Source organism: Aeromonas popoffii, from assembly GCF_037818705.1.
In the GTDB taxonomy this organism is placed as follows: Bacteria; Pseudomonadota; Gammaproteobacteria; order Enterobacterales; family Aeromonadaceae; genus Aeromonas; species Aeromonas popoffii.
In genome coordinates this window covers 554,103-580,000 of record NZ_CP149129.1, presented here as the reverse complement: position 1 = coordinate 580,000, position 25,898 = coordinate 554,103, and the positions used below count along the sequence as shown (strand labels likewise).

At 52.2% G+C, this 25,898-nt stretch carries 21 protein-coding genes and 3 pseudogenes (1 of these 24 only partly in view); 12 read left to right on the top strand and 12 right to left on the bottom strand.

The features are described from left to right. On the bottom strand, nt 1-48 hold the 5' end (the start) of the coding sequence (locus WJM78_RS02770) for an XRE family transcriptional regulator (RefSeq protein WP_339013395.1). It extends 522 nt beyond the left edge of the window; 48 of the gene's 570 nt are visible here — the first part of the coding sequence; the start codon lies at nt 46-48; its stop codon lies beyond the left edge, outside the window. 120 nt (nt 49-168) lie between these two features. On the opposite strand from WJM78_RS02770, the gene WJM78_RS02765 reads away from it, so the two are divergent. Together WJM78_RS02765 and WJM78_RS02760 are read left to right on the top strand one after the other, a co-directional pair. Next, nucleotides 169-1,320: a benzoate/H(+) symporter BenE family transporter gene (locus tag WJM78_RS02765; protein ID WP_339013393.1), complete on the top strand. Its 1,152-nt coding sequence runs from the start codon at nt 169-171 to the stop codon at nt 1,318-1,320. A 149-nt stretch (nt 1,321-1,469) separates the two neighbouring features. Continuing rightward, complete coding sequence (locus tag WJM78_RS02760; protein ID WP_042038483.1) at nt 1,470-2,534, top strand: DUF3103 family protein; 1,065 nt, start codon at nt 1,470-1,472, stop codon at nt 2,532-2,534. A 68-nt stretch (nt 2,535-2,602) separates the two neighbouring features. Here the strand turns inward: WJM78_RS02760 and metF are convergent, their stop codons facing one another. Further along, entirely contained in the window at nt 2,603-3,499 is an 897-nt protein-coding gene (gene metF / locus WJM78_RS02755; RefSeq protein WP_042038481.1) for a methylenetetrahydrofolate reductase, read from the bottom strand. Nucleotides 3,500-3,827: 328 nt separating this feature from the next. Here metF and WJM78_RS02750 point away from each other — a divergent pair, with 328 nt between their 5' ends. Further along, nucleotides 3,828-4,628 carry a GNAT family N-acetyltransferase gene (locus tag WJM78_RS02750; protein WP_339013388.1) on the top strand — a complete coding sequence of 267 codons (801 nt, stop codon included), beginning with the start codon at nt 3,828-3,830 and terminating at the stop codon, nt 4,626-4,628. 63 nt (nt 4,629-4,691) lie between these two features. Here WJM78_RS02750 and WJM78_RS02745 read toward each other — a convergent pair whose 3' ends face one another. From WJM78_RS02745 to WJM78_RS02730, 4 genes are all read right to left on the bottom strand, one after another. Beyond that, nucleotides 4,692-6,170: an ABC transporter substrate-binding protein gene (locus WJM78_RS02745; RefSeq protein ID WP_339013385.1), complete on the bottom strand. Its 1,479-nt coding sequence runs from the start codon at nt 6,168-6,170 to the stop codon at nt 4,692-4,694. Nucleotides 6,171-6,178: 8 nt separating this feature from the next. Continuing rightward, nucleotides 6,179-8,158: a methyl-accepting chemotaxis protein gene (locus WJM78_RS02740; protein WP_339013382.1), complete on the bottom strand. Its 1,980-nt coding sequence runs from the start codon at nt 8,156-8,158 to the stop codon at nt 6,179-6,181. Between the two features lie 218 nt (nt 8,159-8,376). Then, nucleotides 8,377-8,988 carry an OmpW family outer membrane protein gene (locus tag WJM78_RS02735; RefSeq protein ID WP_042038477.1) on the bottom strand — a complete coding sequence of 204 codons (612 nt, stop codon included), beginning with the start codon at nt 8,986-8,988 and terminating at the stop codon, nt 8,377-8,379. Between the two features lie 682 nt (nt 8,989-9,670). Further along, complete coding sequence (locus WJM78_RS02730; RefSeq protein WP_339013379.1) at nt 9,671-10,099, bottom strand: CHASE4 domain-containing protein; 429 nt, start codon at nt 10,097-10,099, stop codon at nt 9,671-9,673. Nucleotides 10,100-10,181: 82 nt separating this feature from the next. On the opposite strand from WJM78_RS02730, the pseudogene WJM78_RS02725 reads away from it, so the two are divergent. Continuing rightward, nucleotides 10,182-10,583: pseudogene (locus tag WJM78_RS02725) on the top strand (transposase); the annotation flags it as partial. Nucleotides 10,584-10,595: 12 nt separating this feature from the next. After that, a pseudogene (locus WJM78_RS02720) lies at nt 10,596-10,799 on the top strand (integrase core domain-containing protein); the annotation flags it as partial. Nucleotides 10,800-10,822: 23 nt separating this feature from the next. Here the strand turns inward: WJM78_RS02720 and WJM78_RS02715 are convergent. The 5 genes and pseudogenes from WJM78_RS02715 to WJM78_RS02695 all read right to left on the bottom strand — a co-directional run bounded on the left by WJM78_RS02715 (nt 10,823) and on the right by WJM78_RS02695 (nt 15,990). Beyond that, on the bottom strand, nt 10,823-11,134 hold the full coding sequence (locus tag WJM78_RS02715) for a hypothetical protein (protein WP_339013373.1): 312 nt from the start codon (nt 11,132-11,134) through the stop codon (nt 10,823-10,825). Nucleotides 11,135-11,260: 126 nt separating this feature from the next. After that, nucleotides 11,261-11,955 (bottom strand): IS1 family transposase gene (locus tag WJM78_RS02710; protein WP_339013369.1). Its coding sequence is split into 2 segments (ribosomal slippage): nt 11,261-11,709 and nt 11,709-11,955, totalling 696 coding nucleotides; the frame shifts between segments, so codons are not numbered across the junction. 53 nt (nt 11,956-12,008) lie between these two features. Then, a pseudogene (locus WJM78_RS02705) lies at nt 12,009-12,263 on the bottom strand (diguanylate cyclase); the annotation flags it as partial. A gap of 132 nt (nt 12,264-12,395) precedes the next feature. Next, entirely contained in the window at nt 12,396-15,236 is a 2,841-nt protein-coding gene (gene uvrA / locus WJM78_RS02700) for an excinuclease ABC subunit UvrA (protein WP_275931176.1), read from the bottom strand. A gap of 94 nt (nt 15,237-15,330) precedes the next feature. Continuing rightward, entirely contained in the window at nt 15,331-15,990 is a 660-nt protein-coding gene (locus WJM78_RS02695; RefSeq protein WP_042039303.1) for a LuxR C-terminal-related transcriptional regulator, read from the bottom strand. A 531-nt stretch (nt 15,991-16,521) separates the two neighbouring features. Here WJM78_RS02695 and WJM78_RS02690 point away from each other — a divergent pair. From WJM78_RS02690 to WJM78_RS02660, 7 genes are all read left to right on the top strand, one after another. Continuing rightward, nucleotides 16,522-17,106, top strand: coding sequence for a single-stranded DNA-binding protein (locus WJM78_RS02690; protein WP_212513964.1), 585 nt, complete (start codon nt 16,522-16,524; stop codon nt 17,104-17,106). Between the two features lie 181 nt (nt 17,107-17,287). Next, nucleotides 17,288-18,460 carry a site-specific integrase gene (locus WJM78_RS02685; RefSeq protein ID WP_339013365.1) on the top strand — a complete coding sequence of 391 codons (1,173 nt, stop codon included), beginning with the start codon at nt 17,288-17,290 and terminating at the stop codon, nt 18,458-18,460. Between the two features lie 21 nt (nt 18,461-18,481). Further along, nucleotides 18,482-19,963 (top strand): site-specific integrase, encoded by a 1,482-nt coding sequence (locus tag WJM78_RS02680; RefSeq protein WP_265458671.1) that lies wholly within the window; start codon nt 18,482-18,484, stop codon nt 19,961-19,963. Then, nucleotides 19,960-22,023: an integrase gene (locus WJM78_RS02675; RefSeq protein WP_339013361.1), complete on the top strand. Its 2,064-nt coding sequence runs from the start codon at nt 19,960-19,962 to the stop codon at nt 22,021-22,023. The genes WJM78_RS02680 and WJM78_RS02675 overlap by 4 nt, the downstream gene beginning before the upstream one ends. After that, a complete protein-coding gene (locus WJM78_RS02670; protein ID WP_005895563.1) occupies nt 22,020-22,439 on the top strand; it encodes a hypothetical protein in 420 nt (139 codons plus the stop codon). Before WJM78_RS02675 ends, WJM78_RS02670 begins: the two co-directional genes overlap by 4 nt. Further along, entirely contained in the window at nt 22,436-22,942 is a 507-nt protein-coding gene (locus tag WJM78_RS02665) for a hypothetical protein (protein ID WP_125602535.1), read from the top strand. Before WJM78_RS02670 ends, WJM78_RS02665 begins: the two co-directional genes overlap by 4 nt. Next, complete coding sequence (locus WJM78_RS02660) at nt 22,939-25,188, top strand: AAA family ATPase (protein ID WP_339013356.1); 2,250 nt, start codon at nt 22,939-22,941, stop codon at nt 25,186-25,188. The genes WJM78_RS02665 and WJM78_RS02660 overlap by 4 nt, the downstream gene beginning before the upstream one ends. A gap of 58 nt (nt 25,189-25,246) precedes the next feature. On the opposite strand, the gene WJM78_RS02655 is transcribed toward WJM78_RS02660, so the two are convergent. Beyond that, nucleotides 25,247-25,813, bottom strand: a complete 567-nt coding sequence (locus tag WJM78_RS02655; protein ID WP_339013353.1) for a hypothetical protein — start codon at nt 25,811-25,813, stop codon at nt 25,247-25,249. Nucleotides 25,814-25,898: the final 85 nt, after the last annotated feature.

Sequence of the window (25,898 nt, the reverse complement as noted above, 5' to 3'; positions counted from 1 at the left end):
GCGTAATCCCTTCAGACGTAGGGCCAGATGCTGATTCATCTCTTGCATGACTGCCTCTTCATTGCGCTTGCATGAACCGCATTGTGCGCTATAGCGCACGTCGATATAGTCAGGATACACATTGTACGTAATAACGCACAGCCGTCACAATCCGACAAGGACGTCACTATGCCCTTCGCCCCTCCCCACCTGGTAGCAGGTTTCATCGCCGTGATGGTCGGCTACACCAGCTCCGTCATTCTGATTATTCAGGCTGCCACGGCAGCGGGTGCCGATGCCGCCCAGCTTGCCTCCTGGCTATGGACACTGGGTATCGGCATGGGAGTGAGCTCCATCGGCCTCTCCCTCTATTACCGCATACCCGTGCTGACCGCCTGGTCGACCCCGGGGGCCGCCCTGCTGATCACCAGCCTGGGCAACGTCACCCTGGCTGAGGCCATTGGCGCCTTCGTTATCTCTTCCCTGCTGATCACTTTGTGCGGCATCAGCGGTTGGTTCGATCGACTGATGCGGCATATCCCGGCTCCGCTGGCCGCCGCCATGCTGGCCGGCGTATTGCTCAAATTCGGGCTGGATCTGTTCAAGGTCGCGCCACAAGATCCCTTGCTGCTTGGCACACTGCTGCTGACCTTCCTGCTGGGCCGTCATATCTGGCCCCGCTACACCATGGTGCCGGTGCTGACGATGGGGATAGTGATCTGTGCCCTGAGGGGGGACCTGCAACTCGAAACCCTGCATTGGCAGCTAACCAGTCCGGTCTGGACCTGGCCAAGCTTCTCCCTCGATGCCCTGTTCGGCATAGCCCTGCCACTGTTCATCGTCACCATGACCTCCCAGAACATGCCGGGGATCACCATACTGCGAGCCCACGGTTATCAACCGGCCACCTCCTCCCTGATCGGCTGGACCGGACTGATCGGCCTGTTGCTGGCCCCCTGCGGTGGCTATGCCTTCAACCTGGCCGCTATCACGGCCGCCATCTGCATGGGCAAGGACGTGGATCCCGATGCCAGCCGTCGCTGGCCGGCCGCCGTCTGGGCTGGCAGCTTCTATCTATTGACTGGTTGCTTCGGGGCAAGCGTGGCCGCTCTGTTCACCGCCTTCCCTGCGACACTGGTCACTTGCGTGGCCGGGTTGGCCCTGCTCGGCACCATAGGCAGCAGCCTGCACACCGCATTGCAGCAAGACGAAGCGCGAGAAGCCGCCCTGCTCACCTTCATCATCACGGCCTCCGGGATCAGCCTGCTGGGTGTCGGCGCAGCCTGTTGGGGGATGCTCGTCGGTGTCATCTTGCATCAAGTCAATCAACGAAGAAGCTGACCTGACCATCTGGGGAGCCTCCAGTGAGACACAGCACATAATTCAGAGAAACTGGTTCACAGCTTAAACGAATTGCCATTAAGTAGTGCCGAGGCACTTCTTCTTCCCCGATGTGTGCCTCTGTCAGACTCATAAACTGGAGAATAAAAATGAGGAATCAGGCTGTCATTTTGTTACTGGCACTGCTGGGCGTCACCACCGCCCATGCTGCCGACTCGGATCGGGAGCTGGCACGCCAGCTCGCGCTGCAGCAGAAAAATCTGCTGCCACTGCTGAGCAATCAGGAGTACCAGAGTCCACTGCCCAACCTGCTGCAAAAAGCTAGTCCACAGCTGCAGCGGCAGGCAAGCGATGCCAACCAGGCCGCCATCAGCCGGCAAGGGCTGGATGGCGAGGTCAAGCAATTGATGCAACTGCGACTGGCCAACCCGGAGCAGGCCGCAGCACTGCAACAAGGGGTCGAACCCCTGGTTGCCTATGTGCCAAGCGGAGATGAGAAGAGCTGGAGCGCGATCGAGGCTTTCGACAGCGCCGGCAACCCCGTCTATCTGGATGTGGACAAGGCACCGGCACGACCTGTCCTGGTGGTGGAAGCAGACCCTATCAAGGCCAAGAACGCCGGCCTGAAGGTGATGCGCAAAGCGCTGGCCGCAGCCGATCTGCAGGCTGCCCCGGCGACCACCGCCAGCACTGCACCGCTCAAGACCAGCATCCTGAAGAAGATAAGTCTGAAGGATGATAAAGAGCCCTGGCTGCTCGGCGCGGCCGAAGTCTATGCGGTGGTCGCCGGGGTCAATCCCAGCCGGGCTGAGCCCGTGGTCGACATCGTCGATATGCCCTACCTCGACTATGACAACACCGAATACACCCCCAACCAGATCCTGGTGTACTGGGATCGCTACCGCTGGGGTGCCGTCGACATCGTCATGATGGAGCAGGACGACAACGTCAACTACAAGGAACTGAGTGCCTTGTTCATTGATGCCCTCAAGCTCGCCTTTACCGCTGGCGGCGTGCCGGAGGCCCTGCCCTTCCTGGATCTCGGCGGCCGTATCGTCAAGGCGCTGCCCGACTCCTGGATGACCAACAACGATGACTATCTGGATACCTTCTACACCCTGGAGCAGGACCAGAGCTATCACCAGTATCCGGGTTCTGCCGGCAATGCGGTCATCGATCTCGAACCGAAAGAGATAGCCCCAACCAAGCCTTAATACGCCACTATGACAAAAAAGCCAATGAGCAACTCATTGGCTTTTTTTTGTGCCTGTGGCAACCGATATCAGGCCGGGTCCTTCGGTCTGACTCCCAAGGTATGGCAGATGGCGTAGGTCAGCTCGGAACGGTTCAGGGTATAAAAGTGGAAATCTTTCACCCCCTCCTGGCTCAGCACGCGCACCTGATCGATGGCAATGCTGGCGCCCACCAGGTTGCGGGTCATCTGATCGTTGTCCAGCCCCTCGAAACGCTGATGCATCCAGCGTGGGATCTTCACATTGGTAAAACCGGCGAACTTGGCCAGGGTCTGGTAGTTGGAGACAGGCAGTATCCCAGGCACAATTTCAGCATCTATGCCGATGGCGGCACAGCGATCCCGAAAGCGCAGGTAGGTTTCCACATCAAAGAAAAACTGGGTGATGGCGCGGTTGGCTCCGGCATCAATCTTGCGCTTGAGGTTGAGCAGATCGGACTGCGCACTCCTGGCCTCGGGATGCCCCTCTGGATAGGCGGCCACCGAAATATCGAAATCAGCTTCTGACTTGAGCAGGGCAACCAGATCGGTGGCATACATGTCCGGCTTGTCCAGCCCCTGCGGCAAGTCGCCGCGCAGGGCCACGATATGGCGAATGCCGCTGTTCCAGTAATCGCGGGCTATGGTGCGCAGCTCATCACGACTGGCATCGATACAGGTCAGGTGGGGGGCCGCGATAAGCCCGGTACGCTCCTTGATATCCTTGATCACCTTGTGGGTGCGATCCCGGGTACCGGAGTTGGCGCCATAAGTCACGGAGACGAACTTGGGTTCCAGCACTTTCAGCCGTTCGATGGATTGCCAAAGGGTGTTTTCCATCCCTTCACTGTTGGGTGGAAAAAACTCAAAACTAACCCCTATGTCACCGCTTAAATCGGCCAAACTCTGGTTGAGTGCCTCAACCTGACGTGCACTGTGAAATCCCATCTGCTCTCTCCCTGTCCCGCAACCCATTCCTCTACGTCAAAACGGAAGTTTGGACGTCTAAACGTCTTTCTATCTTTATGAGAAAATGGATCAAAGTCAACACTGATTTACGGATCGAGGCGAGAGCCGGTGTTTATTTCGCAATTAACTTGAAGTAACGATTGGAACCCCATCCCAAAATCAGCGGAGTCGCGTTATCATGAGCCCAGATCGTCCTGGACGTTCTGAATCTGCGTGTGATTGTTTGGCCGGAGGTTGCTCCGGCCCCTTTTTCAATCTCTTCCCCTCCCTGCCGATAACCAATTGAGCCATTCGCAGGAGCCTCATCATGGATACCCACCCCGGCTTTGCCACCGACTTGCTGTTCGATCGCTATCAGGGCAACGTGGTAGCTCATGAGCAATTCTGGACTGTGCGCACGCCTGATGTCCCCGACTACTATTTTGGCAACTATCTGCTGCTCCCCACCCCGCCCAGCGATCGTGACAAGGGCTGGCTCGAGGCCAGCTTCGACAAGCTGATCGGGCAGGATCCCATGGTACGGCACCGTACTTTCCAATGGCCGCTGGCCGCTGGCCAGAACAGCCGGGTCGCCGGTTTTGTGGCGGCAGGCTATCAATACATGGAGTGCGTGGTGCTGGCGCTGGATGCCCTCAGCTGGCATCAACCGACGGTGGGCGATCTGGCGGCGGATGCACGTCCCTTCAAGTCCGCCGACTGGGATGAGTGGCTGACGTTTGAGCTCAATGAACGCGACCCGGGCCACTCGGTGGAGAGCTATCGGCCTTATCTGCAGTCGCGCCGTCACCTGTACGAAGCCATGATCGCGGATGGGCTCGGGCAGTGGTGGGGGATCTGGCGGGAGGGTCAGCTGGTCGCCAGTTGCGGTCTCTTCTTCACCGACACCCTGGGCCGCTTTCAGCTGGTTCGCACTCATCAGGATTGGCGCAACCGGGGACTTTGCCGCCAACTGCTGAGCCAGGTCGTCCGTCAGGGGCTGGATCGCGTCAGCCAGCTCATCATAGTGGCCGACGAGCACTATCACGCCCAACGGGTCTACCGCTCATTGGGTTTTACCCCAGTGGCCCGCATCGGCAGTCTCTGTCGCTGGCCCCGCGAGACGCAATAGCCCGGCTGCGGACAGCAATGAAAACGGGAGGCTGATGCCTCCCGTTGTTTATGGTGTGACAGATTATTGCTGCGGCGTTTCCAGCTCGTTGGAGAGCGCCTGTTCCACCTCGGCCGACGGCACCGGCAAGGGTGCGGCAGATGCGGGCGTGGCGGGCGTCACCGATGGCACGGGCACGGCAGGAGCCTCTGTCACAGCCGGCATCGCAGCGGATGGGGCGACAACGGCAGGGGGCTCTGTGGTTATAGCGGCAGCCGATACGGCGGTCGCAGCGACATCACATTGGCAATCCTGCCCCTTGGCCTTGTTGCCCTGATGAGCGGGATACCAGCCTTTCAGCCCCTGCTCCAGCCGGTCGGCGGCCGCCCTGGGCTCCATCTTGCCGAGCAGCACTGCCTGACTCACTTCAGCCAGCTCGTCTCCCAGTTTTGGCGTGCCGCGGGAGAGGATCTGGGTCGCCACCCGAATGGTGGAGTCACACTGATCGCGCCACTCCATCATCTCTTTGGCCGCCGGGTTGGTGACATCAAAGAAGTGGTTGGAGAGGGAGAAGAACCCCGGCAGCGAGTTGGTATAGAGCTCGGCAAACTGGGAGGTGGTCAGCCACTGCAGGAAGGCCATGGCTGCCTCCTTGTTCTTGCTGGCCGGGTTCAGCCCCATGCCGATATCGGTGTGATCGGTAAAGAAACAACCCTCCCCCTGTTTCGCCACAGGCGGACGCATGACGCCAAAGTCGACCTTGCCGGTGAAGGGGGCAATTTCCCAGGAACCCGCCACATAGAAGGCGGCCTTGTCGGAGGTAAACAGCTCATTGGTGGCGGCATAGTCCCGACGCTCTCCCCCCTCACCCAGATAGGGGCGCCAACGGGCCAGCTCCTCAAATACCTTGACGTATTGCGGGTTGTCGAGCCGCTCCTGCCCCCCGATCAGCGCCAAACGCCCATCTTCACCCTTCCAGTAGTTGGGGCCTATGTTCTGAAAACCGAGTTCGGACGATACCCAGCTTTCAGAGCCACTCATGGCCAGCGGCACATAACGGCCATCTGCCTTCACCTTGTCGAGCGCGGCGAAGAAGGCATCACGGCTTTGCGGCACTGCCAAACCCAGCTCACTGAATATCTTCTTGTTATAGAAAAAACCATGAATGACCGAGGCCATGGGCACGCAGAAGGTCTGGGCGCCGGAGTCGGTCTGCCAGGGCGACTGGGCAAAACTCGGGAAGTTTTCCATCCCCGACATCTCGGTCAGTTCCGCCAGATGACCCGCTTTGAACAGAGCCAAAGAGTCATCAAACGGGCGACAGGTGATAAGATCCCCAGCCTTGCCATCCTTCAGGCTGGCCCACAAGGTCGGTATATAGTCGACGTTCTGCACACCGTTGAATTTCACCTCAATACCCGGGTGGGCCGCCTTGAAGGCGGGAATGATCTTCTGTTCCCACAAGGCCTTGTCATCGATCCGCCAGCTCTCGATCACCAGCTCGCTGGCCATCAGCTGTCCACACAACAGGAGACCCAGGGCCCCAATCCACTTTTTAGACATAAGCCCTCCTAGACCTTGAAATGTGCGATCAATTGCTGCTGCTTGGCGACCAGATCCGCCAGCACTTCACTGCTGCTGGCCGATTCTCTCGCCTCCCGCTCGGTCTCGTAGGCCACGTCGGCAATGCCCGCGATATGGCGAGCGACGCCCTGACTGACCGAGATCTGCTCCTGAGCGGCATGGGCAACCTGATCCGCCATCGACTTGATGGAAGTCATCCGTTCGGCGATGGACTGCAATGCCAGATCCATCTCGCGGGTCTGCTCGACGCAGGTTTGGGTCTGCTCCTGACTGCGGCCCATCACTTCCACCACCTGCTTGCTCGAGTTTTGCAGGTTCTCGATCATCGCCTGGATCTCTTCGGTCGAGGTCTGGGTACGGTTGGCGAGCGCTCGCACCTCATCGGCCACCACGGCGAAGCCGCGACCGGCATCACCGGCCCGGGCCGCTTCGATAGCCGCATTCAGGGCCAGTAAATTGGTCTGCTCGGCGATGCTGCGGATCACGTCCAGAATGCTGCCGATATTGTTGCTGAACTCACCCAGCTTGTAGGTAATGCCGACGGCCTCTTCCATGGCGCCAGCCAGCTGCTCCGTGATACGACGAGTAGTCGCCACCTTCTGGCGACCGCTGCGGGCCTCGTCATCGGCCAGATCCACCTCCCGCTTGGTGCCATCGGTGGAGCGGGCCACCTCGGTAGCACTCACCTCCAACTCGGTGATGGCAGCAGCCACCTGATCGGTCTGGCTCTTCTGATCCTGTACCCGGGACATGGCCCGCTCGCTGATCTCGGCGGCACGGCTCGCCTCATCCACCAGATGGCGGGAGCCCACGTTGATCTTGGAGAGCAGTTCCCCCGTCTTGCTGGCCAGGGTATCGATGGAGTGGGAGAGGGTGCCGAACTCGCAGCTGCTGCGGTAGTTGATGCGGCGGGTCATGTCCCCGGCCGCCATGTGGTTCAGCTCCTTGTTGATCATCTGCAGCGGACGCTGAATACTGCGCGCCGTGGTGTAGCCAATGATGAGCGCCGCCGCGGCCGAGATGGCGGCAACGATCAGGATCCAGAAGCTGGCACTGCTGACCGCATCATCTGCCGCGGTCCGGCTCTGACTGGCGATGGTCCCGGCCGACTGACCCATCTCGTCGAGCAGGCTCAGGCTGTTTGCCAGGCTGGCGTCTAGCTGCTGATTCAAGGTTTGCAACGATGCTGCCAGTTGCTGGGCATTGCGCATGGTGGCAAGCAAGCCCTGCTGGCCAAGCGCCAGCTCCTGCATCCGGTCCAGGTTGGAGACGAAACGCTGCTTCACATCGTCGGGGACCAGCACCCGATCGAGGCGTTTGCGAGCCATCTCGATATCCTTGCTAAGCACCTTTTCCAGTTCATTGAGATCTGTGTTGGCATCAGCCCGGCGAATGTTTTTCAGATCCCGCGCTATGCCCGAAGTGATGAGCTCGGCCTTGTTGCGCATGGAACGCTTGCTGGCGGTCTGCTGCAACAGCAGATCGGCCGCCCATTGGTAGGTGTCTTCCAGCCGGATGAAGGCGATCTCCAGCTGGTGGCGCTGATCGAGGGCGTTGACCCATTGGCTGTGCTGGGAGAGCACCTGCTCCGCCAGCCCATAAAACTGTTTGGTCGCGCCATCCACCTGCTGGAAGCGGCTATTGGCCTCTCCCACTCCGGTGAACTTGTCCATCTCTTGGCTCAGCTGGCTGAAACGGGCCTGCTGCTCCTTGAACTGGCTGGCAAGTTGCGGCAGCTGGCTCGCCTCCTTACTGGTCCGGTAGACCAGCACCCAGCGGTTACTGTCTTGCAGGGCACCTTTCAGGCCCGCCACCGCAATCACCAGCGGTGTTGCCCGGTCTGATACCTGCGACAAGCCATCGTTGATACCCCTGATCTTCAGGATGCTGATCACCCCAAGCAGGATCAACAGCATCAGCATCAACACAAATCCGGCGATGATCCGCTGCACAATAGATAAACCCATGGAGACATCCTCACTCATTGGGGGAAGGTAACGTGAACCTAGATACTATCGGCACAAGCGGCAAATTATGGAGGGGAGGGTACGTTATTTTATTGATCTATATAGAGTTGTAACACAATTGCGGGGATCTGGCGCAAGTATAAAAGGGCCCGGACAATGCCGGGCCAAAGAGACGTGCTTAGCGGTAATGGCCGTGAGGAGGCCAGTCCTGCATCTTGTCAGAAGCGATAGCCGACACCGAACATGAAGGCCATGGGATCGATGGAGGTATTGATGGTGCCCACGGCAGTGTGCACATCGGTGTCGATATCCATGATCCAGGCGGAAGCGTTGACGAACCAGCGATCAGTGATCGCCATGTCCAGGCCGACCTGACCCGCCAAGCCCCAGGAAGAGTCCACGTTGATTTCTGTGCCTGCCAGTGCGCCACGTCCCTGCTCATCGAAGAAGGTGGTGTAGTTCACACCGGCACCGATATAGGGGCGCACCTTACTCTTGGCATCGCCGAAATAGTACTGCGCCATCAAGGTCGGCGGCAGATGCTTGACCTTGGCGACCTCGCCCAGACCCGCGGTCGAGACGGAGTGGGAGAACGGCGTGGCGGCCAACAGCTCGACACCCCAGTTATCCGTGATCAGGTAAGAGAGGGTCAGACCCAGCTGCATGTTGCTGTCAATTTGCAGCTCACCGGTACCCAGCACATCGTCACTGCTCGTTTGAGGGGATACAAACGCCAGGCCACCACGGACCAGAATATCGCCAGCCTGGTGGGCCATGGCAACGGGAGAGGCAAGTGCGGCTGCGATCATCAGCGGAAGGATCTTTTTCATCATATTTTTCCTTTTAGTTTTCGTTCTATGTTGCAAGCCCGAAAACTATAAAGGGATGTGAACGCAGAGTTATTGATTTAGCTCAAACGTTACCAAGAAATAGATAGATGTGTTCGGCAGCTTTTCGGTCCCATCAAACTGAAAAAAATAAATAAAAAACACAATAAAAACAATGCATTGAGTAATAAAACTCTGCCATGGCACTCACTAAGAAACAATGCAAATATATCTTATTGCAGATTTAAACGGCGAGGGATGGTGGGTTCAACCTGGTAACAAGCGTATTTTTGCCACCCATGTAGCGCATGCTGTAAGCGAAAATGCATGAAAGAACAAACAAGACGGGAAAAGATCATCGCCATTCTGGCGGCCATTTAGGGCAGAGGATCCTCTCTGTTTATTTTATTGGGATTCATTCTCGGCATGGCGCTATTAATGCTGACCCATTCAACCCGCTGGCCGACGTGGGACGTCTGGCACAACAGCCACCCTCCCGCCGCTATCTGCTCCGGGCTTAGTACCCATTGCTCCCGGGCCAGCTCCCCACTGTAGCCTCGCCAGCGATCCCGTCCCTCCTGCTTGGCTCTGTATAACGCCATATCTGCCAGTTTGAAGCTGAGATTCCAGAACGAATCTTCCAGTTCCCGGTGCAGAGGATACCTGCAATATCCCAGCGACGCCGTCATCTTGAGCGGCACCTCCTCACGCCCGAACCTGTACTCGGCAATCTTGCGGCGCAAGCGCTCGACCCGACTCGCAGGATCAACACGGGGTCGCCATAGCTGTCGAGCAGCCACCCCTCACCCCTGACCCGCGGCAGCCCCAGATCCACCAGGCGATAGCTCATCTGTGGTTTGAGTGGCTTGAAGAAGAGGACGTTATCGGAAGGCTTGGGCTGGGAGAGGGTCAAAGAGAGGGCTGTGCGCTCAGCCAGATCATGCAGATAGCGAGCATCCAGCCAGCGAGTCACCAGCAGATAGCCATTGGGTGTGGCGTTTTCCAGAGCGTTGGTGACCGGCTGGAACGCGTAGATGAGGGGTCCCCACTGGGCTCGCCTCACCCCGCTCAGACTGCGCATCCCCTCCTGACGGGATCCATGCAGCAACTGCAACTTGAGGTCGTCCAGGAAAAATGGAAGCAGGGTCGTGTCTGTGTCTGGCGTCTCAGGCAGCAGGGTACGAGTCCAGATCTCGACTCCCCTGACTCGTCAACATGCTAGCCGTCTACGCGAGCAATTTGGCGTCGGCCCTCAAACCGCAGCTGTGCTGCTTTCAACGGCTGGCGATAACCCGGAACGGTTAACAAATGAAGCATCGCTCGCGGCACTTTGTGGAGTTAACCCTTTACCCGTATCCTCGGGAAAGACCGTACGACATCGCTTAAACCGAGGTGGTAACCGTGCAGCAAATAATGCGTTATGGACGATTGCAATGGTCCGGATGCGGGGAGATCCACAAACCCAATCTTACGTCGCACGACGTAGCGCCCAGGGCTTATCTTCGAAAGAGATCCAGCGTTGTTTGAAACGCTATATCGTCAGGGAACTCTACCCTTTGATCTTGGCTGATTTAGCTGACTCAGCGCGAGCCTGTTGACATAGGAGCGCCAACACCCCGATGGAGCGGTTGTTCAGAAGTCTTAAAACGGAGTGGGTTCCGGCTATGGGATACATGAGCCTGCGGGAGGAAAAACGGGATATCAGTTACTACCTGATGGATTACTACAACTGGCGGCGGCCACATCAACACAATGACGGGATACCGCCAGCAAAAACCGGAGCTCGGCCTAACCAAGTGTCCGGATTTAGTTGACCACTACATTTTAAGAATGCCGCCTAGTCGTGGCTGATTGTGATGATGGCCATGGTATGGGCCGGATCGACCCAGCGGTAATCCACTAGGGCCGCAGTCAACATGCCAGGCTCTCCTTGTTGCAAGATAGAGAGCGAAACTTGCTCATGGTTGGTTCGCTCTGCAACCGTACAAGTCCACGATAACTGGCGGTCGTCTAGCTCGATGCGGCAGGGTTCAGCCTCCAACCGACCAGACAGAGTCAGGGTTCCCGTCACGGTTACCGGTTCAGCCTGTGCTGTCAACGATGACACCGCAAGCCATAATGTCAAACCAATACCTCTAGATATGTTCATTGCAACCTCCCTGGTTCATCTGATGACAGAGATATCTACTGTCAGTACAGGTTATCGACAGGGGAGCACGCTGACTTGAGGATTACCGCTTAGCGGGATGAGACCAGGAGCTGGTGATGCCTCCAATCAGTTGAAGTGATACATCTCGATAAAGGCCCCGATAACTTTCTCATGTAGAAGAACAGACCGAGAGAAACAGATGGTTTTGCGGGCCAATCGTTTGAGGCGAGTTCTGAGCGTTAGATTGTTACGTTCAATCCGCTGAGTGAAAATCTTCCCGGCCAGATGCTTCTCGGCTGGGACTTCCCTGGCATAACTCCCCCAGTCATCGCTGGTGATGAAACCTATCTGAAATGGTGAGAGCAAGGCCAACAGTTGCCGACATGTTGCATCGGTTCGGGGACCAAAGGTGTAGGCCACAACCCGCTTTCGCTTGGTATCGAAGGCATACCAGAGCCAATGGCGATTGCTCTTGTTGCCCACAAAGGACCATTGCTCATCGAGCTCGCAGATAAGCGCGACATCATCCAATACGACTTGCTGGGAGGTTACTTGCCTCGGGGTGAGTTTTTTAGCGTGCGCAAGACGGTGTTGATGCCGATGTTGAGCACGCGAGCAGTATCACGGACCCCGGAACCATTGAAGGCCATCTCAACAATTTTGTCTTTAACGCCGGGTTTACGCGCCTCGTAGGTGTAGGTGAGCTGGAAAATATGAGGACTAGCGGGGCAGCGATAGCGGACATGACCCGCTGGGGTCTTACCATGACGGTATACGCGGTCTGATTGGCAGCGTGGGCAATGAACGATGATGGTGACCATAAGGAATGCTGAGTATCAAAAGCCGCCATCATACACGATGCTCAACCGATTGGAGGCATCACCAGAAAATGATAGCTCTCATCCCAGATACCCCAATCCCGGGTGAAGGCATTGATGGCGTTGATATCACCCTGTACCGCCTTGATCACCCGCTGCAGGTGATCCTTCATCCGCCGCTCCTCGATCCGCTGGGCCGCTGGCACCTGAGCCAGGGCGATCACGATGAGCAACATCAGGATGGCTCCGGCCCAGATGGGAAACATGGAGTAGGCCAGCAAATGATCGATGGAGCGGGAAGGTTGAGCCATGAGCGCCAATATCCTTTGGACGGCAAACCAGGGAGCGGAAACTGTCTTGTACCAAGTATGGAGTATCCGTCTCCTGGGGCGGCAACTGAATCACGTTGATACAAAACAAGGGGCACAGGGCCCCTTGTCTCATTACAGCCGCGATGATCTTACCAACAGCGGGGCCAAGAAGCGCGCCGTATGAGAATCCTCACAGCGGCTGATCTGCTCTGGCGTACCTGTCACCAGGATACGGCCGCCACCGGCACCGCCCTCGGGCCCCAGATCGACGATCCAGTCAGCGGTTTTGATGACATCCAGGTTGTGCTCGATGATGACGATGGTATTGCCCCGATCCCGCAGCTGGTGAAGTACCTTGAGCAGTTGCTGTATGTCGTGGAAGTGCAGACCTGTGGTCGGCTCATCCAGGATATAGAGGGTCTGACCCGTGTCGCGCTTGGAGAGCTCGCGCGCCAGCTTGACCCGCTGCGCCTCCCCTCCGGACAGCGTGGTGGCCGACTGGCCGAGGCGGATGTAGGAGAGGCCCACATCCATCAAGGTTTGCAGCTTGCGCGCCACCGCCGGCACCGGGTCGAAGAAAGCCCGGGCATCTTCCACCGTCATATCGAGGATCTCGTGGATGTTCTTGCCCTTGTACTTCACCTCCAGGGTCTCGCGGTTGTAGCGCTTGCCCTTGCAGACATCGCACGGCACATAGACATCCGGCAGGAAGTGCATCTCCACCTTGATGACCCCATCCCCCTGACACGCCTCGCAGCGGCCCCCTTTGACGTTGAAGGAGAAACGGCCCGGCTGGTAGCCGCGCGAACGCGCCTCCTGGGTGCCGGAGAGCAGCTCGCGGATCGGGGTGAACAGGCCGGTATAGGTGGCCGGGTTGGAGCGCGGGGTGCGACCGATGGGGCTCTGATCGATATCCACCACCTTGTCCAGATGCTCCAACCCCTCGATGCTGCGATAGGGAGCAGGCGTGGACTCGGTCGCCTTGTTGAGCTCCCGGTGAGCGATGCGGAACAGGGTATCGTTGATCAGGGTCGACTTGCCGGAGCCAGAGACGCCGGTGACGCAGGTCATCACCCCTATGGGCAGATCCAGATTAACGTTGTGCAGGTTGTTGCCGCTCGCCCCCTTGAGTTTTAACCACTTGCCGGTGAGCGGGGTACGCTCGGCAGGAATGGCGATCTGCTTGCGGCCAGAGAGATAGTCACCGGTCAGGGAAGCCGGATTGTCGATGATCTGCTGGGGGGTGCCCTGTGCAACAATCTCGCCACCGTGCACGCCAGCCCCCGGGCCGATGTCGAGCACATGGTCGGCGAGGCGGATGGCGTCCTCGTCATGCTCCACCACGATGACCGTATTACCCAAATCGCGCAGGTGAGTGAGGGTCTTGAGCAGCCGCTCGTTGTCGCGCTGGTGCAGGCCGATGGAGGGCTCATCAAGTACGTACATCACCCCAACCAGACCGGCGCCGATCTGGCTCGCAAGCCGGATGCGCTGAGCTTCACCGCCGGAGAGGGTCTCGGCACTGCGCGACAGGCTCAGATAGTTGAGGCCCACGTTCACCAGGAAGCCGAGCCGCTCGATGATCTCTTTCAAGATCTTCTCGGCAATCTGCCCACGCTGGCCGGTCAGGCCCAGCCCCTCGAAGAAGGCGAGCGCATCGCCAATGGACTGTTCCGCGATGGCGGGCAGGTTGCGGTTGTCCACAAACACATGGCGCGCCTCTTCCCGTAACCGGCTGCCACCGCAGCTGGCGCAGGATTTGTTGGCGATGTATTTAGAGAGCTCTTCGCGCACCGAGTTGGATTCGGTTTCGCGGTAGCGTCGCTCCATATTGTGCAAGATCCCCTCGAACGGGTGCTTGCGCACGACCACGTCGCCGCGATCGTTCATGTAGCGGAACTCGACCTCGGTACGCCCCGAGCCGCGCAGGATCACCTCCTGGGTCTTGAGGGGCAGATCCTCCCACGCCGCCTCCAGATCGAACTTGTAGTGCTCGGAGAGAGACTTGAGCATCTGGAAGTAATAGAAGCTGCGCTTGTCCCAACCACGGATGGCACCGTTGGCCAGACTGATGGCCGGATCGCCAATCACCTTGGCCGGATCGAAATACTGCTGTACGCCCAGACCATCACAGGTGGGGCAGGCACCGGCCGGGTTGTTGAAGGAGAAGATGCGCGGCTCCAGCTCCGACATGGAGTAGCCACACTCCGGGCAGGCGAAGTTGGCGGAGAAGGTCATGGGGGCAACCCCCTCCTCCCCGTCCATGGGCACCACCAATACGATGCCGCCGGAGAGGGTCAGCGCAGTCTCGAACGATTCGGCCAGGCGTAGCGCCAGGTCATCGCGCACCTTGAACCTGTCCACCACCACCTCGATGGTGTGCTTCTTGTGCAGCTCCAGGGTGGGGGGATCGGAGAGGTCGCACACCTCGCCATCGATACGGGCACGGATATAACCCTGCGCTGCCAGGTTTTCCAGCAGCTTGCTGTGCTCCCCTTTGCGATCCCGCACCACGGGTGCCAGCAGCATCAGCTTGCTGCCCTCGGGCTGGGCCAGCACCTGATCCACCATCTGACTGATGGTCTGGGCGGCGAGCGGAATGGCATGAGTCGGGCAGCGAGGTTCACCTACCCGCGCAAACAGCAGGCGCAGATAGTCATAGATTTCGGTAATGGTGCCGACGGTCGAACGCGGGTTGTGGGAGGTGGACTTCTGCTCGATGGAGATGGCAGGGGAAAGCCCCTCGATATGATCCACATCCGGTTTTTCCATCAGGGAGAGGAACTGGCGAGCATAAGCGGAGAGCGACTCCACGTAGCGGCGCTGCCCCTCGGCATAGAGGGTATCGAACGCCAGGGAAGACTTGCCGGAGCCGGATAGACCAGTGACCACGATCAGCTTGTCGCGGGGCAGGGTCAGATTGATGTTCTTGAGATTGTGGGTGCGGGCACCCCGAATCACGATTTTTTCCATCTTTTGCACGCTCGATACACAAACCAGAGCGAATCAGTATGGCATAGAGACTACTGGATGAATAGACAGGTTTTATCCATCATCCCCATCGCTTTCAGAGATACTCCTTGGCCCAGCTCACTGCCTGCAACCGGTTCTTTACGTTCAACTTCTTGAACACGTTGTAGAGGTGGGACTTGATGGTGTGCTCGCTCACAAACAGGCTGTCGGCAATCTCGGTATTGGAGGCTCCCGTCATCAGATAACGGATGATCTCCTGCTCACGCACGGTCAGCAGCGTCTGGTTGCGCACATGATGCTCCCCCCCCTTGCGGTAGTAGTTGACCAGATCACACAGCAAGTGGCGAGGGATCCAGTACTCCCCCTGCAGCACCTTGCGAATGCCGAGCACCAGCCGATCCAGCGGATCCTGACGGAAAAAAAGCCCGCTGGTATGGGGCCACATCAGCAGCAACTCCCGATCCGTGCTGGTCGGAGCGTTAAGCAACACCGTATTGGCCTCACCAAAGCGGCTGGCGATCTCCCGTGGCCAACCCGACTGCTGGCTCGACTTGAGGTAATCCAGATCAACCAGAAACAAGGGTCGCGGCTCGAGTTCGTCCTGTAGGGGCAGGGTTTCCAGTATGCTCACCAGCAGGATGGGAAGTGCCAGCTGCTCGGTCAGATAGCTCTGAAAACTGACCGCCTGCACATTATTTTCGGTCACCAGTACGATGGGATATAGGGTGGTCATGAAGATCACGTCCTTGAACATTCAGGCCATGGTTTTTTTGGCAGCAGAGAGTACCAAGCCCCTCGAACGGTGCAGTATTAAAAAAGTATTAGACACAAGTGTGCCTCCTTTGAAACTCACCAATTTCCTAAGCAATACAAAGGACTAGCTACCTCCCCCCATTTGGGTGAAATGCTGGCTCAACGCCTGACACAGGGTGTCGCATCAAAGCAAACCCGCATTCCTGCGGCGATCGCGCCATGGGCAGGGACACCCCGCTGTCCCTGCCCGCTTGCTGGTCAAGGTCGGCCTCGTGTAAGTTAATCCTTCGGTCTATGCCTTGGCTGAAGGCTGAACGGACAGGAAGATGTGCGCTCGTTCGCGCCAACTGTTACTATTGCGGGCAAAATCTGAAAGCGGGGCTGTGGCCAGCAGGCCGACTGAACCGGGTGCAATCATCACTTGAGTGACAGTATCGTCCAGCGATGTTGCCTATCTGACAGAAAACAAACGATATGTTGAATTGGTCCGGGCATATGGCCTGGCCGGTATATAAAGGGTGGAAGAGAGATTATGGCCAGTCGAGGCATCAATAAAGTCATTCTGATCGGTAACCTGGGACAAGACCCGGAAGTGCGCTACATGCCGAGTGGCGGTGCCGTGACCAACATCACCCTGGCCACCTCTGAAACCTGGCGCGACAAGCAGACCGGCGAACAGAAAGAGCGTACCGAGTGGCACCGCGTGGTGTTCATGGGCAAGCTGGCCGAAGTGGCAGGCGAGTACCTGAAGAAGGGCTCCCAGGTCTATGTCGAAGGGAAACTGCAGACCCGCAAGTGGCAGGATCAGAGCGGCCAAGAGCGCTACACCACCGAGGTGCTGGTAGACAGCTTCAGCGGCGTGATGCAGATGCTGGGTGGCCGTCCGCAAGGTGGCGCCGGTCAGAACATGGGTGGCCAACCCCAAGGCAACTGGGGTCAGCCACAACAAGGCATGCCCGCCCAGCAGCCAATGAACCAGGCCCGTCCTGCCGCCGCGCCGCAGCAGAACATGCAGCCGCCGCAAGGTGGATACAGCCGTCCGGCCCAGCAGCCCCAGTCTGCACCGCCGGTATATAACGAGCCGCCGATGGATTTCGACGACGACATCCCTTTTTAGGGCCGGATTTTTTAAAATGTAAAGCACTTTGTAAAGCAAAATGCCTAAAAACCCCGATATTTCGGGGTTTTTTCATTTATAAACATGTAAAGATTGCTCATTCTGAAAGCTCGGAGTATACATTAGGAATAGGTGTCTAAAAGTGTAAAGGAATGATGCAGTGAAGCTCAGAACCGTCAACATGAAGCAGTACAATGAACGTAAGTATCTAATCGTTGATGAGAGAGGACTCCCCATCCCGAGGCTATGTGAGTTCACACTGACACACCTGTATGGTGCGGAAAAAACACAGGAGAATAATGCAAACCACCTAATCCATATCGAACGATGGGCAGCAATGCTAAAAGTAGATCTAGCGGAAATTGTTGCTGACACAGGGTTTGCTGATACTGGCTTATACCAGAGTTTTCTCAAACACCTTGAGCATCACTCATACGATATCAACGGAGCAAGACCCCTCCGGCCAGATATTGTTAGTCCTGATTATTTCAATCAACGCCTTGACCTAGTATTGGTTTACTTTCAATTTTTAGCCGATAAAGCAATTTCCAAGCGCCGTAATACAGATCCTCTATTCCATCAAATACCCAAGATGATGGAAAAACTTCAAGTAAAACTAGCCAAGCTGAGAAGACCAAAGACAGCTCAAGGCCGCATCCTTGGATTATCATTAGTCCAACAAGCAACACTGTATGATGTCATGGAAATGCCAAGTTTGCTTGGCTGGAATAAAGCTACTCAGTTACGTAACAAGCTAATTCTTAGGTTACTTTTAGAAACAGGAATTAGGAAAGGTGAGCTGCTATCACTTACAACATCAAACTGCTATACGAGTCAGCTGGTTCATGGTGTTTACCCATTTATCCTGACACAACAGAATGTCGAACATGAAGATCCTCGTGGTAGATCACCTCGCGAGAAAACTGTTGGCCGGATCATACCTATTTCATTTCCTCTGGCTTCACTGATTGATGAATATAAACAGGCTAGAAAATCTCTTGGCGACTCTGCCATGAAGAGCCCTTATTTACTCTTAGCGACAACCAAACCGCATAATCCGCTATCAATAGCTGCATTGGATGATGTTTTCTCAAGTATCAAGAAGAAGATTTTAGAGTTGTCAGATATCCACCCTCATAAATTAAGACATACTCTTTTTGAAAATCTTGACAGAATGCTCACCAAAATGGGAATTGATGCCGCTCAACAGAAAAAGCTAAAAAATAATGTTGGGGGATGGACGTATAACTCAGATAGTAGTCTAATATATGAAGCTGGTTCAATAATGGAGCAATGCAACCTAGTCCTAAACCAACTCCATGCAGAAATGGAATCACATAGAAAATTATCATAATAAATTTCCGAGGTGCTGGCTATGCCGACAAAAAAATTAGATAAAAACGATATTATGTTGGTACAAATAGACCAGCATCCACAATTTGCTTATGACCCATATCCTGTAAGTCAGTCAGGCCAACAGCTGGATTTAACACAAGGTAAAGTAGTTCTGGAACCGGAGAGGGAGACCCTATTCTTTGACAAAATCTCTCCCCAACTAAGAGAGCATGCCCGTGCATGGATTTCTTATGCTTGTCATATCTACTCTAACTATGCTCTTTTCTCACATCAACATTGCTGGCGCTTACTAAACATCCCTGACGATATTGCAGCAGAAGACGTTGCTGAAAAAATCCAAGAAATCTACAGAGAACTTATGAGTTCTGAGCGTAGTGTAAGCACTAAATCTATTTTAAGAATGATGTATAAATGGTGCGTTGAAGAAGGCCACCCATACTTTGACGAAGACTTTTATGATTATTACCTAGATAGTATAAAGTTTGGTACAGACGAAGGTAAAGGTCTTGATGTCATTATGGAGATCCCTGGCCGTGGTCCACTCACGATCAAGGAAGAACGCATCTTCATCTCCACATTAAACTCAGTTTTACCAGAGACGCTCACCACGCATGAGTTACAGGGATTGGTATCACTAAAATGTGCCCAAGTTCTTGGCATGAGAAATATCCAAGTGATGAGGCTGAAGTTCTCTGACTTGCAGATTTCAGACAAGGGTGTATATACACTAAAAGTTTTAAGGGCAAAACAAAGAGGGCAGGCCAATAATAATGTATATAAAATTCGCCCCATAACAAAAACACTTGCGAAACTACTTTTATTAATGAAAGTACGTTACGAGGAAATACTTGGCAAAAAAATTAATGATAATTGGCCTGTCCTCTCAAATTATTATAGCGTTAGAAATGAATTAGTTAAGCAGCAAGTAAAGATAACCAATATGACATACATCACCAATCTGTTCAGAAAGGCTGTCGGATTGGACTTCAAGGTAACCAACCGTAGACTTCGTAAAACCTTCTGCTCACGGTTAATCGCCAAAGGCACTCCTATGTCTGTTGTTGCTGAACTAATGGATCATAGTGATTTACAACAACTAGAAGTTTATTATAGACAATCGCATACTGTTGCTAAAAAACTAGATGATGTACTGCGAAGTGAAGCCATGGATATACTCGATGCATTTGCAGGTAAAATTGTCACATCTGGTAATACCTCTCAGCGAGGACAAGGCATTTTCGCGCCATCGAAAAATTTAAATCTTGTTCAAATTGGTAGCTGCGGTAGCGCGACCCCATGCTCTCTGCAACCCCCGCTTTCTTGTTACAACTGCTCTTCTCTAGAGGCTTTTGAAGACGTTGACCATAAGGCAATTGTAGATACGATGGTAGAGGAAGTAAAAACAGCATTTGGTGATGCACACGCCATAAATATTCTTCAACATAAAAACTTTTTAGCTGCTCGCAAGTTTGCTGACCTGTTTGACAGGGGTGAACTATGAATACCAGTCTACAATTATTACCATCAATTGGTGTAGATGCTGATAGCAATCTGGCACAATTAGTTCACTTTTACAAAAAAAACACTCCCTTTGCAATATTAGAAGGTTGGGAATGGGATGCCTTTAGCTGGGATGCTAAGGGTATTTGTAAGACTCAAGCTAGAAAATCTGGAAATAATATATCAGTCAATTTTAGTCGAGATAACAATCTAGGTAAAAAAGTTAAGTCATCACGTGATGCCATGAAGGCGTTTCACAATCTGGATTTATCTGACATAGCTAAATGTCATATTTCAGCCTTGCAAATTGAGAAGTCAAAAGATGTAGGAACACTCAATTTCTATATTGTTGCATATCGGTATTTAGATAATGCGATGCTAAAAAGAAATATTACAGCAAGCACTCTGACTACTTATGACTTCAAAGTCGCAGAGGCGGAAGCACACGATAAACTAGAAAGTTCTACCTTTTACCGTATTGGTCAGAGACTTGAATCTATTGCGAAATTCATTAACCAAAAGCGGCTATCCATCCAAAAGATTGGATTCAAAAAGTCATCTAAACGCGGAGAAACCCATACCGCTAGTGATACAAGAATCGATTTTGAGTCAACTACCAAACGGCATGAGAAGCTACCTACCCATGAAAGCCTCATCGCAGTAGCAACACTTTCTAACTCGAATCTAGAAGGTGATGATGCACTGTTTCAGGCTATGGTAGAAATCATGTTTACAACGGGTCTGCGATTTGATGAGGTGATCTGCCTGGATGTCGACTGCTTACAGGTTAGGGAGGCTGAGGAGCAAAACGTCTTCACTGGTGAAATGGACATATTATCCATTTATGAGATCCGCTACCGAGCCAAAAAGGGTGCTGGATATCAAACCAAACCTATCACCTCAAGCCTGTTACCAATCCTAAAGAAAGGTCTGACTAGCGCCCTTGAAATATTAGCACCTGTACGTGACACGATTAAATTCGTCGCTAATGGGAAATACGACTTCTTCCCAATTATCACCGAAGATTGTGAGCTGTTTGTCACTGATGTTTGGGAAAGATTACACTGGTCATCACGTCCCAATCTCGTATCCTATCTAAAGGCAAGAAATGTCAACCTGACTAATAAACGGAATCCAAATACAGGTAAAAATGCGGTCGCATTCCACTCAGCAGACTTAAAGGAAAAAACATTTTCATTAGCGCAGAAGTCTGTCGATCAGTTATGGAAACAGATTTCAGCATTAACTGTAGCGAACTCTCTGGATAAACTAATATTTGTTACCCAACATCAGCGCCATCATTCTATTAAGAGAGCTGAGCCCTGGGAATTCACAATGATATCGCATACTCAGATATCAGACTATATTTCTGGTCGTCCAGAAGATGGTGTAAAAAATGTATTTGAACGCAAAAATCTGTGCTATCAAGGTGAACAGATCCGGCTGACATCACATCAATTCCGTCACTTTCTAGACACTATGCTAGAGCTCTCAGATTCAGTAACCCCTATAGAGATTGCTCGATACTTTGGGCGAAAGTATACTCTAGACAATGTAGCCTATGACCACACTAATCCAGCTAAAAGAGTCATGGATAACGCAGACATACTCTTTGCCGCCTCAAATATAACACCAGAGCAAGCAAAAGAGGCATCCGTGATCTTTACACTGGTTGACCGTGATGAGGTTCTTGAAACGATAGAAGACATTGGCACAACACTCATCACTGCAATTGGCTTATGTAAACATGACTATAGTGACTCTCCATGTGGAAAATACTATGCATGCGTCCGTGGATGCTCTGAGTATTATCGTATAAAAGGAAACCAGGGAGAGATCATTCATTTACAAAAACTTCAAGATGAACAAGAAACTCGAATTCAACATGTTAAAGCAGCAGTTGACGCAGAATATCATGGTTCCAATAACTGGCTACGTTCTCATGAAGAACTATTAAATGGTTGTCGTATAGCCCTCGCCATTGAGCAAGATAATTCAATTTCAGATGGTGAACGAGTGCAAGTTTTCCCTAATGGTAATAATGGGTGCGTTGCAATATGAAAAAAGAACAGAAACAAATTACAGCTGCACTAGAGCAAGACTTCTGCAAACTCATCGTAATCCTAGCTGCCCGCAGTGGGAAGAATAAGGTCACCTGGAAGGAACTAGAACAGGAGACAGGGTTTACTCGGCAAGCATTGTCCAAAAAAGAAGCTATTGTTAAGGCTTATAAAGAAGCCAATCAAAGTAGCAATATATTAGAAGATATCGGCAGGCGTGCAGAAGAAACCCAATCAAAGCTTGATAAAATAAAAGAAGAAAATATCAAGTTAAAAAAACTATTAGCTGACTATGATGAGACTTTTGTTCGCTGGTTCGCCAATGCTACAAGTCGAGGTATGTCCATTGAGGAGTTGGAAGCACCGCTCCCACACTCTATGAAGACAAAAGCCAGATTGAAAGATCTTAAAAAATGAATAAAGCATTCAGTATTAGCCATGAACTGGAAGATTTCGATCTTGATAAAATGCATGCCAAGGCGCGTGAAAATCTTGTTAAGGTGGCTAATTTGGTCGGGCCACTTGACCTTGCTGAATGGCAAAACTTCATAGAAAATGGCAGTTTAAATGCAACTGCAATAATAAAAGAGATTGGCATATCTCGCTCTAGCTATTACCAAAATAAATACATTGTTTCGTACCTTAAAAGTAAGGCGCAATGGCTAGCTGAGCAGAATACCTTGCAGGAGCTTCCCTACCAGGCTAGGGATACTTCAAAAGCACCCGCAAAGCGATACAGCCCACTAGAAAAGAGCATTCAAGAAAAGGACAATAAGATTCGCCAATTACAGCTACGGGTTGCAGAACTAGAATCTCATCTAGAAGGCTTAAAGCAGGAATATAAATCACTTCAATCAAATTCACATCGCGATCAGCATCGTATGGAATTGTTAGAACTATTTAAGCGGGTGCCGAGATGAATGACTTCGAGCAAGAGAAGTTTTTTCGCATAACGAGACCACCATATTCATCCAGAAAAGGTCGCTCATTTCATGCTGTGCAGATAGATCCTGACACTCTACGTAATTGCAATTACAAGCGCAATTACATCATTCACATAATTGAAAATAACAGTGAGCGCCTGTCACTAATATTGGCAAAGGGTGCATTGGTTAAATTAGCTGTCAAAAAGCAGTATAGTAGACGAGTAGAGCACGGAGGTATTCTCACTGTAATCACCCCTCAATACCTAGACCTTATTAGGCCATCAGGGGAGCAGATCGTACTGATGTTAGGCAGTCATACCAGATTTAAAGGTGTTGGCCCAGTAAAAGCCCGTAAATTATGGTCTACATTTGGTGAGTCCCTATTTGAAATATTGGATAATGGGGATGTTGTAAGGCTGCATAAGATATTAAGTGAAAGCACCGCAAAAAATACTATCGATGCATGGCGTAGCTATATAAATATTGATGCGATGCGTTTCTGCAATGCACATTTGGGATTATCAGTATCCACCTCATTTTTGGTATCAGATTATTATCAACAGGAAACCATAAGTAAGGTAAGCGAAGACCCTTACCGATTATTAGCATTTGGTGTTGATTTTAATGAATGTGATCGAATCTCACTGACTCTAGGCTTTCAATTGGATGCTCCTATTAGGCTCGCAGCAGCAGCCGAGGAGGCGTTGTACTGTCACCTTTCTAGCGGGAGTACATTAGCAACACGATATGATCTAGACATATGGCTGAAACAGCTCTTACATATCCCCAATAATCCAGAGAAAACAGAGTGCTATGTTAATCAAGCATTCGCACTCGCCACATCGTGTGAAAATATCCTTGAGGTTGGTGACAATGAATTACAGAGCGCAGGTGCTTTCACCATGGAAGCATATGTTGCTCAGCGATTGGTGAACCTCATCACAACCCCAAGTAAATTATCTCTCGATGAAAAAAGGATAAACTTCTATATCAATCAATACGAAAGTAAAAAGTGTTTTAACTTCAGTTCCCTTCAAAAAGAGGCTATCTTTGGGGCTATAAAACATCGTTTTCTAATTATTAATGGTGGTGCAGGTGTAGGTAAAACTACATTATTAGATGCGCTTTATTCAGTGTTTCATAAGTTAGATGTAATACCAATACAAGTCGCACTTGCAGGCAAAGCAGCAAAAAGGATGGCTGAGGCAACAAATCAAGAGGCTCATACTATCGCAAGATTTATTAGAAACTTCAATGCTAATAATTATGAAGGTAGACAGCTTGTTATTGTTGTCGATGAAAGCTCAATGGTGGACTTACCTAGTATGTATCGCCTATTTAGGTGTATTCCTAACTCTGCGCACATAATCATGCTAGGCGATATAGGGCAATTACCACCTGTAGATTTTGGCCTTGTGTTCCATGAGCTGGTGCCTATACACGACATTTCAAAAATCACATTAACAGAGGTTCGTCGGCAAGATAAACTCTCAAATATTCCTGCTGTTTCAGCCTCTATCCGTAATGGTATTCTTCCAACATTTAGCTACGATGATGTCGTCCATATTGATATCAATGGAGCCAATGCAATTCAAAAGAGAGCAGTCTCAATATATTTAGAAAAACCTAATGAAACACAAATAATTTGCGCTACAACCAAAATGGTTAATGATATAAATAAACGCTGCGTAGCATTGAATAACAGTAAACCATTAAGAGTATTTATAGAAGAAGCAAATCAGTATTTAGATACTGAGTTTAAACTACATGACAAAATAATGTGTTGCTCCAACCTTTACGATCATGATCTGATGAATGGTTCCACAGGATACATTTGCCAAGTTTACAATGTAATGAAAATACTAAAGAATGATGACAACGATGAGTCTTTGTCTAGCTTTGGCAAGATCCTATGGGATGACGGAATAGAGCGAGAGATCTCGTTGGATATAATCAATGCCCTTAGCCACGCTTATGCAATGACGATTCACAAGAGTCAGGGTTCACAGTTTAAGCAAGTCATAATTGTTCTGGATAAGGCCCCAAATATTGATCGGACTATGTGTTATACCGCGATTACACGTGCCGTAGAAAAGGTCTACTTGGTCGGCCCCTTGAATATTCTGAGCCAAGCACTAACACATGAGTCAGCGAGTAAACGAAATGTTGATCTTGGACATAAGGTTAAAGCGTTGCTAATACAAGCAATGGCTGATTCTTCTTTAGCTGCTGATAGATAACGGCTTGAAATTACTAGCCCTTTGATTCTGAGACACATCTATCGATTCTGGCCGTTCATCAAGAGGCGCTTCTAAACGCAATCAACCCCCTCAAAAGCCTCTCCACGGCTTCCAGCCTGCCCCGCAAATCGCGACTCTCTGCAACGGTATTGTTGATGGCCCTTTCAATCGCTGGATCCAATATGGAGAAGTCCGCTCTTAACTCCTGGTACTCAGCGAGCATTGAATCACATTCCTGCAACCCCTTACGGTAGTGCTGTGCTCTCGCGCTCAGCCCTACCAGAACAGATTCATACGTTTCTGGCTCACGCTCCTTACCCGATTCCGTTACAAGCGCACAAGGCCCAATAAATTCCTCTTTGAAATGCACTTCATCGAACTTGGGAGTCCTGATGAAATGAGAAAAGCGCTTCCCATCATCAACATGCTTCCTTTTTAGAAGTCCCAGATTTACGAGCCTGATCAGATGCCGATAAATGAAGGTATAACGCCGCTTATGTATCTGCGATTCTGCTTTGTCACCAAAAATGGCATTTACACACCCTATCGCAGTGAAATCATCAAGCTGCAATCGAACAAGTGCTGTATAGAGTGCGGTTGGTATCCACACAGTCTGGGAGCTCATAAGCAATCCTAGGTCTCAAACGAAAACAATTAGTAGAAATCTAAACTCGATTGCGGATTATAGTCCGTGGCTGTTAGCCAGACAA